The sequence below is a fragment of the Streptomyces neyagawaensis genome (genome assembly GCF_023516595.1).
Taxonomy (GTDB): domain Bacteria; phylum Actinomycetota; class Actinomycetes; order Streptomycetales; family Streptomycetaceae; genus Streptomyces; species Streptomyces neyagawaensis.
Genome location: NZ_JAMGBG010000001.1, coordinates 159,893 through 171,751, shown reverse-complemented (window position 1 = coordinate 171,751; position 11,859 = coordinate 159,893). Strand labels below are relative to the sequence as shown.

Here is an 11,859-nt window from a genome sequence, read left to right as displayed (position 1 = left end):
CTGCCGCCACCTTCCGTCTCGAAGGTATGGGCCGGATAAAGCCATCTCGTCGTGCTGTCCGGTGAACCCGCGATCCGGCACCTCCACCCCTCGGACCCCGTCGCCTCCCCACCAGGGAGGACAGCGGCCCCTTACACCTATCCCGGCCTCTCGGGGCCCCGCCTCAGGGACGCACCCGCCCCGACAGGGCGTACGACCGGCCGCGACGTGCCTATCGTGAGCGCATGACGACGTACGCCGCGCTGCTGCGCGGAATCAACGTGGGGGGCAGCAGGAAGGTCCCGATGGGTGACCTCCGTACGCTGCTGACGGGCCTCGGCTACGACGCGGTGGCCACCTACCTCCAGAGCGGCAACGCGGTCTTCGCCAGCGACCACGGCGACGAGGACTCCCTCGCCGCCGAGATCACCGCCGCCCTCGACAAGCACTTCGGCTTCACCGTGGACGTCCTGGTGCGCGACCACGCCTACCTGGAGGCGGTACGGGCCGACTGCCCGTTCCCGGCCGCCGAACTGGAGGGCAAGCAGCTGCACGTCACCTACTTCTCGGAGCAGGTGGCGGAGGACCGCTTCGCCGGACTCGACCGATCGGCCTTCCTGCCCGAGGAGTTCAGGCTCGGCGACCGGGCGCTCTACCTGTACGCCCCCGACGGCCTCGGCCGCTCCAAGCTGGCGGAGGCGCTCGCGAAGCCCCGCCTGGTGAAGGGCCTGATCGCCACCACCCGCAACTGGAACACCGTCGTGAAGATGGCCGAACTGACCTCGACCGGGAGCTGACCATGCGCTACCTCGTCATCGGAGCCGGCGCGGTCGGCGGAACCATAGGCGGACGCCTGGCCGAAGCGGGCCACGAGGTCGTCCTCGTCGCCCGCGGCGCCCAGTACACGGCCCTGCGCGACCACGGCCTCCGCCTCAGGACCCCGGACGGCGACCGCACCCATCCCCTCCTCACCGTGGACGGCCCCGCCGCGCTCGGCGCACTCCGCCCCGACGACGTCCTCCTCCTCGCCGTGAAGACCCAGGACACCGAGGCGGCCCTCGCCACCTGGGGCCCGGCCCCGGTGGCCGGCGGCGGCACGGCCGCCGAGCGCCTCCCCCTGGTCTGCGCCCAGAACGGTGTGGAGAGCGCACGGCTCGCCCTCCGCCGCTTCCGGCGCGTGTACGGCGTCTGCGTATGGCTGCCCTCCACGTTCGTGGAACCCGGCGTCGTCTCGGCGGCCGGCACCCCGCTCACCGGCATGCTCCACCTCGGCCGCCACCCCCACGGCACCGACGAGACGGCGCACCGCATCGCCGCCGACCTGGAGAAGTCCCGGTTCGAGGCGCCCGTCGTACAGGACGTCCAGCGCTGGCAGTACGCCAAGCTGCTGGGCAACCTCGGCAACGCCCTCGAAGCGCTGAGCGGCCCCGTCGACGGCGAGGAGGCCGGCGCGCTGCTCGCCCGGGTGCGCGCGGAGGGCGAGCGGGTGCTCGACGCGGCGGGGATCGCGTACGCGAGTGCCGAGGAGCAGGGGAGGGCCAGGGGCGACAAGATCACCCTGGTGCCGTTGGACGGCGTCCCGCGCGGCGGAGGCTCGTCCTGGCAGTCCCTCACCCGCGGCACCGGCACCATCGAGGCCGACCACCTCAACGGCGAGATCGTCCTGCTCGGCCGACTGCACGGCGTACCGACCCCGCTGAACGAACTGCTGCAACGCCTCGCGAACACCTTCGCCCGCGAGCGCCGGCCCGCCGGTTCGATGCCGGTCGCGGAACTGGTACGGCGGGCGGACGAGGCGGAGCGGGCGGGCGCGGGGGAGTAGGCGGCGGGGGGCGGATGAGGGAGAGAAGGTGGTCGGGCGGACGAGGGAAAGAAGGCGGCCGGGCGGACGCGGGGGAGCGGGGCGGCCGGGGCAGGTCGTGTCGGCGGCGGTGTCGCGTTTGTTCAAGAGCCGTGCCCGCGCCGTCCCTAGCGTGGAACGTATGAACAGCCACGACTCGTACCCGCACATGGTCGAATGCGCCGCCGAGGCGGCCCGTGTCGCACGGGGCGTCACGGCGGCGCAGCTCGCCCTGCCCACCCACTGCTCCGACTGGGACGTCCGTGCCCTGGTGAACCACTGGGTCCTCTACACCTCGCACGGCCTGGAACACCGCGCCCTGCGCACCCCGCTCCCCGAGGAGCTGACGCAGCGCGACTTCGCCGCCGACCCGGACTGGGCCGAGGCGTACGCCGCCCAGCTGGACCGGGCGGTCGCGGCCTGGGCCGACCCGGCGCTGTGGGAGGGCGACATCGACCTCGGCATGGGCCCGCTGCCGGCCGCCGACCTCGCCGGCATGATCATCAAGGAGATGGCCGTGCACGGCTGGGACGTCGCCACCGTCACCGGTCAGGAGTTCCACCTCTCCGAGGAGGCCGCCCGCTTCGTCCTCGACGTCGTCGAGACCCACGGCGAGCTCTACCGGAAGTACGACGGCTTCGCGGCCCCGGTGCCCGCGCCGTCCGACGCCCGGACGTTCGAACGGGCGCTGGCGTCGAGCGGCCGTGACCCGAGGGGCGGTTCACCGGTCGACACCGGCCAGGCAGCCGACGGAAAACCGATGGACGGCCCCACCGGGGACGACGTACTGTCGGCCTCCACGCCCTGAGACGGACGGAAGGAGGCGAGTGCCGTGCGGTTCACACCTTTCCCGCGCTCCCTTCCCCGCTGTCCCGGCGTGTTCGACGAAATCTGACCGGGAGCGCTGCCAGCAGCTCGTATCCCGGAGGAACCCCTCATGACCGATACGGTCATCCGCGCGCTCACCGCGAGCGACGCCTCTCTCTTCGACGCACACCCCGACCCGCTGGGCGCCCGTGAGGGCCACCGGCGCACCCGGTTCCGCCCCGACTGGAAGCGTGTCGCCCTGCGCGACGGCGAGGTCGTCGCCCGCGGCGCCTGGTGGGGCGGGCCCGACGACCCGGAGCCCGTCAACATCAACTGGTTCGATGTCGCCGAGGGCGAGGAGGAGGCCGGTGCCGAACTCCTGCGCTCCGCCCCCTGGCGGGTCGAGCTGGAGATCAACCTGCCCGGCGGCTGGCGGGACGACCCCGCCCTGCGCACCGCGGCCGAAGCCCGCTTCGGCGCCGCCCGCGCCGCCGGGTACGCCCTCCTCGTGGAACGCTTCCTGTACCGCTGGACCCCGGAGCGGGGTCTGCCCGAGCGGCCCGGCCGCCTGCGGTTCAGCGCCGAGGCCGACGACGAGGTGTTCCGCGACGCGTTGCGCCGCATCCACTCCGTCACCCTGGACGCCCACGCGCTCAGGGCCATCGAGGAGGGCGGTGTCGACCGGGCCGCCCAGGAGGAGCTCGACTTCTTCCACTGGTGCCCCTCCCCGAGGGAGTGGTGGCAGGTCGCGCACACCCCCGACGGCGACCTTGCCGGCATCCACATCCCGGCGCACAACCCCTCCGGCCCGACCATCGGCTTCATCGGGGTCGTCCCCGAACACCGCGGTCACGGCTACGCCTACGACCTCCTCGCCGAGTGCACGCACGTCCTCGTGGAGCAGGGTGCGGAGTTCGTCAGCGGAGCGACGGACCGGGGCAACTTCCCCATGGCCGCGAACTTCACGAAGGCCGGCTTCCCCGTCGTGAGCGAACGCATCAACTTCCATCCGGTGGACCGGGTGGACCGGGTGGACCGGGTGGATCCGGTGGACCCGACGGACCCGGTGGACCCGGTGGACCCGGTGGACCCGACGGTCTGAGCGAGCGGCGGTCGGCCGGTCGGCCGGGGACGCGTCATTCTTCCGCCGTGTCCCCGGCCTCCCACCGCAGCAGATCGCCCGGCTGGCAGTCGAGCGCCTCGCACAGCGCGGCGAGGGTGGCGAAGCGCACCGCCTTGGCGCGGCCGTTCTTGAGGACCGCCAGGTTGGCAGGGGTGATCCCCACGCGGTCGGCGAGTTCGCCCACGGACATCTTCCGCCTGGCCAGCATCACGTCGATGTCGACGGCGATCGGCATCAGATCACCTCGTCCAGCTCGGCCCGCATCCGCGTCGCCTCACCGTCGCGGGCGACGGCCTGGGCGAGCAGCATCCGCAGGACGAGCACGATGAGCGCGACGCCCAGGATGCCCACGCCGATCCCGCCCATGATGACGGTGACCCCCGGGTCCTCCCGCTGCCCCGGCGCGTTGACGGCCGTGACCGCGAACCAGACGAGGGCGGCCGACACGATCGCGCCGATCACGCCGTCCACGTACCGGAAGGCGGCGTGGGAGAACACGGTCCCGCGGCGCACCATCGTCACCAGCCGCCACACGCAGAACAGGGCGACCTGGACCGACACCATGCCCAGGAGCGTGATCACGCGCAGCGCGGTCAGCGGGAGCGTCCCGTCCTCGGGGTCGGCGCCGCTCACCAGCACCCAGAGCATCGACGCCTGCACGAACAAGGTGCCGGTGAACATCACCGCGAGCACAGCGCGCAGCGCACGCACGGTCAGCTTTCCCATGACCCGTCCTCCCATCGAGTTGCGATGGGAATCTATCGAGTTTCGATAGATGGGGCAAGCGTCGCTGCCGTCCTCAATCGCCGTGCGCTCAGTTGATGCACGCCATCCAGGCCGGGTAGTGGGAGCTGGGCCCCACGTACAGGGCCGCGCAGGCGTGGCCGTTCTTCTTGGTCGCCTTGGTGACCTCGATGTACGAGTCCCGCTTGACCATCGGGTACTTGTCGTTGTGCCAGGTCTTCTGGTTCGTGACCGTCAGACGGGCCTTGAAGGAGTTCTTGTTGTAGCTCTTCACCGAGGCGACGAACTGGTTCGTCTTGGCTCCGGCGTTGCCCTTCGTCCGGTACGTGATGCAGACCTTCACGTTGTGCCGCTCGTCGCACTTCTGGGTCTTGAGCTTCTTCGCGGTCACCGTCGACACCGACCGGGTGGCGGTGTCGGTCGGGGCGCCGGAGCTCGCCAGGACCGGCGAGGCCGAGGTGGCGAGGGCGGCCAGGGCTATGCCCGCGGCTGCGGTCGTCTTGAAGCGCATGTTCATTTCCTCCCGTTGGGCTGTGCACATCCAGCGTTGCTGGCGATCCCTGTGCGGTCCAAGGGAGTTGAGGGAGAACTGAGGCAAATGTGTACCAAGGTGCAGTGCCCCGGAGGGCAGTCGACCGGCGTCAGGCCGCGACGAGCCGTCCCTCGCGTGCGGCGGCCGTGTACCGGCGCAGCAGCAGTTCGGCCAGCTCGGGGGAGGGGCCGAGCACCTCGGCGAGGACATCGGCGCCCGCCTCATGGGCACCGGCGGCGATCCGGTCCGGCAGCCGGCCGGGCGCGATGACGTACGGCGCCACGGCCACCCGACGGCAGCCGAGCGCCCGCAGCTCCCGTACGGCGTCCTCCGTGCGGGGCAGCGACGCGGAGGCGAACGCGGGTCGCACGGCGCACCAACCGGTGTGCCGCCACTCCCGCGCGATTGCTGCGATCACCGCGATCGCCTCCGGGTCCGTGGACCCCGCCGAGGCCAGTACGACCCCGGTCGAGGACTTGTCGGCGGGGCTCAGGCCCGCCTCGTACAGCCGGCGTTCGAGCCCGGCCGTCAGCCGCGGCGACGGGCCGAGCACCTCCGCCTGGCGGATCCGCATCAGGGGCGGCGCGTCGCGCAGCACCGCCGGGATGTCCGCCTTGGCGTGGAACGCCCGCGTCAGGAGCAGCGGCAGCGCCACCACGTCCTCGACGCCCTCCGCCGCGAGGGACTCCAGCACCCCCTGCACCGAGGGGACGTTGAAGTCCAGGAAGCCCGTCTCCACGCGCAGCCCGGGACGCATCGCCCGGACCCGCCGCACGAGGGCGTGCACGGTCGCGGCGTGCCGCGGATCGCGGCTGCCGTGGGCGACGACGAGGAGGACGGGACTGCGCATGGAGTCGGGCTCTTTCCGGTCTGTGTCTCTGTTCCTGTTCCGGCGTGCGGTTCGGTTCGGATGCGGCTCCGCTGTCAGCTCTTCACGAGCAGACCGCGGCCGCGCAGGACCCGGCGCTCCAAGGGGCTGAAGATCAGCAGGTCGATGGCGATACCGACCAGCAGGATCAGGAAGATGGCGAGGAAGACGGTGGCCATGTCGATGCTGGTGCGGCCGTTCTCCAGCAGCTGGCCGAGGCCCACTCCGAGGTCGGGGTGGTTGGCGATGATCTCCGCCGCCATCAGCGAGCGCCACGAGAACGCCCAGCCCTGCTTCAGGCCCGCCAGATAACCGGGCAGCGCGGCCGGCATCACGATGTGCCAGGCGCCCTGGAGCCCGGTGGCGCCCATGGTGCGGCCCGCCCGCAGATACAGCGGCGGCACCTGGTCGATACCGGAGACCAGCCCGTTGGCGATCGACGGGACCGCGCCGAGCAGGATCACCGCGTACATCATCTCGTCGCTCAGGCCCAGCCACACCACGGCCGGCGGCACCCACGCCACCGACGGCAGGGACTGGAGACCGGAGAGGATCGGCCCGATCGCCGCGCGCACGAACCGCACCCGGGCCACCAGGATGCCCAACGGGGTGCCGATCGCCAGCGCGATCACGAAGCCGAACAGGCCGCGCGAGACGCTCGTCCAGATGTATTCGAGCAGCTTGCCCTCCAGCCACGCCTGCTCCGCCGCGTCCCACACGGCGGACGGCGAGGGCAGCGTGCCCGGGTCCGTGACGATCCCGAACGAGATCAGGCCCTGCCACACAGCGAGGACCAGCACGACCGCGACGACCGGCGGCACGATCTTGGTGCGGAGGGTCTCGCCGAAGGAGGGCCGACCGGTGCCGGTCGTCTCCAGCGCGTCGAGACCCGCCTCCACCCCCCCGAGCCGGTCCTTGTCGCCGGCAGGCGCCTCGAGGGTGTCCGTCGTCCTCGTCTCACTGCTGGCCATGACGGCGGATCTCCTCACGCAGAACATCGGTGATCTCCAGGGACAGCTCCGCCACCGGCGCGTCCTCAATACGGCGCGGCTGCGGGATGTCCACCCGCCACTCCCGGGCCACCCGGCCCGGACGCGAGGACAGCAGCACCACCCGCTGGGCGAGGCGCACCGCCTCACGGACGTTGTGCGTGACGAAGAGGACGGAGAGCCGCGTCTCCTCCCAGATCCGGGTCAGCTCGTCGTGCAGCACGTCCCGCGTGATGGCGTCGAGCGCCGCGAACGGCTCGTCCATCAGCAGGAGCTTGCTCTCCTGTCCGAGCGCCCGCGCCAGCGCCACCCGCTGACGCATACCGCCGGACAGTTCGTGCACCCGCTTGCCGTACGCGCCCTTCAACCGAACGAGTTCGAGCAGGTTCTCGGCGCGCTCGCGCCGCTCGTTCTTCGGAACCCCCCTGAGCTTCAGGGCGAGTTCGATGTTCTTGCCCGCGGTCAGCCACGGGAACAGGGCGTGCTCCTGGAACATCAGGGCGGGCCGCCCGTCGGTGCTGATGCTGCCCTGGCTGGGCTGGTCGAGCCCAGCGACCAGGTTGAGCAGCGTGGACTTGCCGCAGCCCGAGGCCCCCAGGAGGGTGACGAACTCGCCCGGAGCGACATCGAGGGTGATGTCGTCGAGGACGAGCTGCTGCCCGGCGGGTCCGGCGAAGGACTTCGACACGTGCTCGATACGGGCGGCGTGCTCGACGGTCCCGACACCGTCGGCGGCCTTGGCGAGTGCGGTGGCCATGGTCGTCACCTCCTGGGAACTCAGCGGACTGGGGTTACTTGACGCCGAGACCGGCGTCGTCGACCTCGGACTCGCCCTCGGCCTTCAGGACCTTGTTGAGGATCGACAGGTCGTAGATGCCGTCCAGCAGCGGGTCCTTCAGCAGACCGGCCTTGACCGCGTGCTCCGCCTCGGTGTTGAGGGTGGAGGCCAGCGGGTCGTTGGTGAACTGGATCGACGTCCACGCCGGGTCGAGGACCTTGGCGTCCAGGGCCTTGCCCGAGTCCTCCTTCAGACGGGCGTTGGCGGCCGCCTTCGCCTTCTCCCCGTCGGAGTTGATGAAGGCGTTCGTCTTGACCGCGCCGCGCAGCACCGCCTCGACGACCTTCGGGTGCTCCTTCAGGAAGTCCTGCCGCACGATGATGTTCGTGATCACGAACTTCTTGTCCGGCCACAGGTCGGCCTCGTCCAGCAGCACCTTCGCGCCCTCGGCGACGAGCTTGGACGCGGTCGGCTCCGGCACCCACGCGCCGTCGATGGAGCCCGACTTGTAGGCGTCAGGGGTGATCTTGTTGTCGGTGCGGACGACGGAGACGTCGCCCTTGCCGCTCTCGGCGTCGACCTTCCAGCCCTGCTCGGCGATCCAGTTGAGGAACGCCACGTCCTGGGTGTTGCCGAGCTGCGGCGTCGCGATCTTCTTGCCCCTGACGTCCTTCAGGGACTTGATCTTGTCCGGGTTCACGACGAGCTTCACACCGCCGGAGGCCGAACCGCTGATGATGCGCAGGCCCTTGCCCGCGGACTTGGTGTAGCCGTTGATCGCCGGGGAGGGGCCGATCCAGCCGATGTCGATGGACTTCGAGTTCAGCGCCTCGATCTCGGACGGCCCGGCGTTGAAGGTCGCGTACTCGGCCTTGGTGGCGCCGAGCTCCTTCTGGAAGATGCCTTCCTGACGGCCGACCAGCGCGGTGGCGTGCGTCAGGTTGCCGAAGTAGCCGATCTTGACGGTGTCGAGACCCTCGATCTTCTTGGCCCCGGCGGCGACCTTGGCGGTGTCGTCGTCCTTGGCCTGGGAGCCGTAGCCGCAGGCGGCGAGGGTGAGCAGGGGAAGCGTTGCGATGACCGCGACGGAGCGCCGGAAGGCGGATGAGCGGATGGCAGGCACGGGAGGGGTTCCTCTCGGAGGCCCGGCGGTCACAGCCCCTCGGGGTGTGGCCGGGGAATCAGGAAAAAGGTCTTCGTCGCAACGGGGACGTCCGGTGGGGGGACGGGGCGCGCAAGCGGTGCGCGTACGTCAACGCACACATCGGGCGACCCCGCCCTGCCCGCTGCCGAGGGCGCCGGAGCCGACACGGCCGCCCTCCTTCGCGAACGTCGCGTAGTAGTCCACGGGTTTCATGTCAGAAGTCCCACCCGTCGTCCTCGGAGTCGTCCTTGACGGGCTCCGGGGAGGCGAACGACTCGCCGACCATCCCGGCGGTCAGGGTCGTGCCGTCGGACGGGTCGATCAGGATGAACGAACCGGTGCGGCGGGAGTCGGCGTAGGAGTCGACCGGCAGCGCCTCCGCCGTACGGACCTTCACCCGGCCGATGTCGTTGGCGACGAGCTGCCCCGGGTGCGGGTGCAGGGACAGGTCGTCGAGCGTGAGACGGGACGGGATGTCCTTGACGATCGCCTTCACCGTGCGGGTGCCGTGCTTGAGGAGCACCCGGTGGCCGACCGTCAGCGGCTGGTCGGCGACATGGCACACGGTCGCCTCGATGTCCTGCGTCGTCGCGGGCGCGTCCTTGCTCGGCACGATCAGGTCGCCGCGCGAGATGTCGATGTCGTCCTCCAGCAGGAGCGTCACCGACTGCGGGGTGTAGGCCACGTCGACCGGCTTGCCCAGCAGGTCGATGCCGGCGACCTTCGTCGCACGGCCGGACGGCAGCACCGTCACCGGGTCGCCCACCCGGAACGTACCGGCGGCGATCTGACCGGCGTACCCCCGGTAGTCGGGGTGCTCGGCGGTCTGCGGGCGGATCACGTACTGCACGGGCAGCCGCGCGTGGCAGTGTGCCAGGTCGTGGCTGACCGGCACGGTCTCCAGGTGCTCCAGGACCGTCGGGCCGCCGTACCAGTCCATGTGCGCGGACGGCTCCACCACGTTGTCGCCGGCCAGCGCCGAGATCGGGATCGCGGTGACCTCGGGGACGCCCAGCTCGATCGCGTACGCCGTGAACTCCTCGGCGATCGCCGCGAAGACCTTTTCCTCGTACGCGACGAGGTCCATCTTGTTGACGGCGAGCACCACGTGCGGGACGCGCAGCAGCGCGGCGATCGCGGCGTGCCGACGGGTCTGCTCGACGACACCGTTGCGGGCGTCGACCAGGATCACCGTCAGCTCGGCGGTGGAGGCACCCGTCACCATGTTGCGGGTGTACTGCACATGGCCGGGCGTGTCGGCGAGGATGAACCGGCGCTTGGCCGTGGCGAAGTAGCGGTACGCCACGTCGATGGTGATGCCCTGCTCCCGCTCGGCCCGCAGACCGTCGGTGAGCAGCGCGAGGTCCGGGCCCTCCTGGCCGCGGCTCGCCGAGGCGCGCTCCACGGCCTCCAGCTGGTCGGTGAGGACCGACTTGGAGTCGTGCAGCAGCCGGCCGACGAGGGTGGACTTGCCGTCGTCGACGGAGCCCGCGGTGGCGAACCTGAGGAGTGTGGTGGCGGAGAGTTCCGCGGTCGTCGTCATGCTTAGAAGTACCCCTCGCGCTTGCGGTCTTCCATCGCGGCCTCGGACAGCTTGTCGTCGGCGCGGGTGGCGCCCCGCTCGGTGAGCCGGGACGCGGCGATCTCGGTGATGACCTGCTCCAGCGTCACGGCGTCGGAGTCGACGGCACCGGTGCAGGACATGTCACCCACAGTCCGGTAGCGGATGAGCCGCTTCTCGACGGTCTCGCCCTCCTTCGGGCCGCCCCACTCGCCGGCGGTCAGCCACATGCCGGCCCGCTGGAACACGTCACGCTCGTGCGCGAAGTAGATCTCCGGCAGTTCGATGCCCTCGCGGGCGATGTACTGCCAGACGTCCAGCTCGGTCCAGTTGGAGAGCGGGAAGACCCGGACGTGCTCGCCGGGCGCGTGCCGCCCGTTGTAGAGCTGCCACAGCTCGGGGCGCTGACGGCGCGGGTCCCACTGGGAGAACTCGTCGCGCAGCGAGAACACCCGCTCCTTGGCGCGCGCCTTCTCCTCGTCGCGACGGCCGCCGCCGAAGACCGCGTCGAACTTCTCCGACTGGATCTTCTCCGTCAGCGGCAGCGTCTGCAACGGGTTGCGGGTGCCGTCGGGGCGCTCCTTGAGGACCCCGCGGTCGATGTAGTCCTGCACCGACGCCACGTGCAGCCGCAGGTTGTGCTGGGCCACCGTGCGGTCGCGGTACTCCAGCACCTCGGGGAAGTTGTGCCCGGTGTCCACGTGCAGCAGGGAGAAGGGGATCGCCGCCGGGGCGAACGCCTTCAGCGCTAGGTGCAGCATGACGATGGAGTCCTTGCCGCCGGAGAACAGGATCACCGGCCGCTCGAACTCGCCCGCCACCTCGCGGAAGATGTGGACGGCCTCGGACTCCAGCGCGTCCAGATGGGAGAGGGTGTACGGCGTGCCGGTGCCCTCGGACACGGCCGCGACGGTCGTCGTCATGCCAGACCCCTCTCGGTGAGCAGCTTGTGGACCAGCGCCGCGGACTCCTGGACCGTCTGGTCCTGCGACTCGATGCGCAGGTCCGGGTTCACGGGCGCCTCGTACGGGTCGTCGACCCCGGTCAGCCCGGAGATCTCGCCCGCCGCCTGCTTGGCGTACAGCCCCTTCACATCACGTTCGGAGCACACCTCGACCGGAGTGGCCACATGCACCTCCACGTACGCGGCACCGCTCGCCGCGTGCCGCCGGCGCACCGCCTCGCGGCTGTCGGCGTACGGCGCGATGACCGGGACCAGCACCTTGACGCCGTTGCGGGCGAGCAGGTCGGCGAGGAAGCCGATGCGCTGCACGTTGGTGTGCCGGTCGGCGCGGCTGAAGCCGAGTCCGGCGGTGAGGAACTCGCGGATCTCGTCGCCGTCGAGCACCTCGACGAGGTGGCCCTCCTCACGCAGCCGGTCCGCCAGTTCGTAGGCGATGGTGGTCTTGCCGGCGCTCGGCAGACCCGTGAGCCAGACGGTGGCTCCGGTCGTCACTTGGTTCTCCTGGTTCGTCACGGGCACGGGCACGGTCG

At 70.9% G+C, this 11,859-nt stretch carries 14 protein-coding genes; 4 read left to right on the top strand and 10 right to left on the bottom strand.

From position 1 onward, the window contains the following. Nucleotides 1–224: 224 nt before the first annotated feature. The 4 genes from M8J73_RS00740 (at nt 225) to M8J73_RS00725 (ending at nt 3,728) form a co-directional block, all read left to right on the top strand. Nucleotides 225–776 carry a DUF1697 domain-containing protein gene (locus M8J73_RS00740; protein WP_055542232.1) on the top strand — a complete coding sequence of 184 codons (552 nt, stop codon included), beginning with the start codon at nt 225–227 and terminating at the stop codon, nt 774–776. A gap of 2 nt (nt 777–778) precedes the next feature. Beyond that, the gene (locus M8J73_RS00735; protein WP_055542231.1) at nt 779–1,801 is read left to right on the top strand and encodes a ketopantoate reductase family protein; all 1,023 of its coding nucleotides are present in this window, start codon (nt 779–781) and stop codon (nt 1,799–1,801) included. A 160-nt stretch (nt 1,802–1,961) separates the two neighbouring features. Further along, on the top strand, nt 1,962–2,627 hold the full coding sequence (locus M8J73_RS00730) for a TIGR03086 family metal-binding protein (protein ID WP_249828092.1): 666 nt from the start codon (nt 1,962–1,964) through the stop codon (nt 2,625–2,627). Nucleotides 2,628–2,756: 129 nt separating this feature from the next. Continuing rightward, on the top strand, nt 2,757–3,728 hold the full coding sequence (locus M8J73_RS00725) for a GNAT family N-acetyltransferase (RefSeq protein WP_079055004.1): 972 nt from the start codon (nt 2,757–2,759) through the stop codon (nt 3,726–3,728). Nucleotides 3,729–3,762: 34 nt separating this feature from the next. Here M8J73_RS00725 and M8J73_RS00720 read toward each other — a convergent pair whose 3' ends face one another. The 10 genes from M8J73_RS00720 to cysC form a co-directional block, all read right to left on the bottom strand. Then, nucleotides 3,763–3,984 (bottom strand): helix-turn-helix domain-containing protein, encoded by a 222-nt coding sequence (locus M8J73_RS00720; protein ID WP_055540336.1) that lies wholly within the window; start codon nt 3,982–3,984, stop codon nt 3,763–3,765. Continuing rightward, nucleotides 3,984–4,475: a DUF2975 domain-containing protein gene (locus M8J73_RS00715; protein WP_055540335.1), complete on the bottom strand. Its 492-nt coding sequence runs from the start codon at nt 4,473–4,475 to the stop codon at nt 3,984–3,986. Before M8J73_RS00715 ends, M8J73_RS00720 begins: the two co-directional genes overlap by 1 nt. Before the next feature lie 88 nt (nt 4,476–4,563). After that, nucleotides 4,564–5,004, bottom strand: a complete 441-nt coding sequence (locus M8J73_RS00710; RefSeq protein ID WP_157873199.1) for a hypothetical protein — start codon at nt 5,002–5,004, stop codon at nt 4,564–4,566. A 130-nt stretch (nt 5,005–5,134) separates the two neighbouring features. Beyond that, nucleotides 5,135–5,875, bottom strand: coding sequence for a sirohydrochlorin chelatase (locus M8J73_RS00705; RefSeq protein ID WP_055540333.1), 741 nt, complete (start codon nt 5,873–5,875; stop codon nt 5,135–5,137). Between the two features lie 74 nt (nt 5,876–5,949). After that, complete coding sequence (locus M8J73_RS00700; RefSeq protein ID WP_079055003.1) at nt 5,950–6,864, bottom strand: ABC transporter permease; 915 nt, start codon at nt 6,862–6,864, stop codon at nt 5,950–5,952. Next, nucleotides 6,851–7,639 carry an ABC transporter ATP-binding protein gene (locus M8J73_RS00695; RefSeq protein ID WP_055540332.1) on the bottom strand — a complete coding sequence of 263 codons (789 nt, stop codon included), beginning with the start codon at nt 7,637–7,639 and terminating at the stop codon, nt 6,851–6,853. Before M8J73_RS00695 ends, M8J73_RS00700 begins: the two co-directional genes overlap by 14 nt. A gap of 34 nt (nt 7,640–7,673) precedes the next feature. Continuing rightward, nucleotides 7,674–8,783: an aliphatic sulfonate ABC transporter substrate-binding protein gene (locus M8J73_RS00690; protein WP_055540331.1), complete on the bottom strand. Its 1,110-nt coding sequence runs from the start codon at nt 8,781–8,783 to the stop codon at nt 7,674–7,676. A 235-nt stretch (nt 8,784–9,018) separates the two neighbouring features. Further along, the gene (locus tag M8J73_RS00680; protein WP_055540329.1) at nt 9,019–10,347 is read right to left on the bottom strand and encodes a sulfate adenylyltransferase subunit 1; all 1,329 of its coding nucleotides are present in this window, start codon (nt 10,345–10,347) and stop codon (nt 9,019–9,021) included. Nucleotides 10,348–10,349: 2 nt separating this feature from the next. After that, entirely contained in the window at nt 10,350–11,288 is a 939-nt protein-coding gene (cysD, locus tag M8J73_RS00675; protein WP_055540328.1) for a sulfate adenylyltransferase subunit CysD, read from the bottom strand. Beyond that, nucleotides 11,285–11,821: an adenylyl-sulfate kinase gene (gene cysC, locus M8J73_RS00670; protein ID WP_055540339.1), complete on the bottom strand. Its 537-nt coding sequence runs from the start codon at nt 11,819–11,821 to the stop codon at nt 11,285–11,287. The genes cysD and cysC overlap by 4 nt, the downstream gene beginning before the upstream one ends. Between the last annotated feature and the right edge of the window lie 38 nt (nt 11,822–11,859).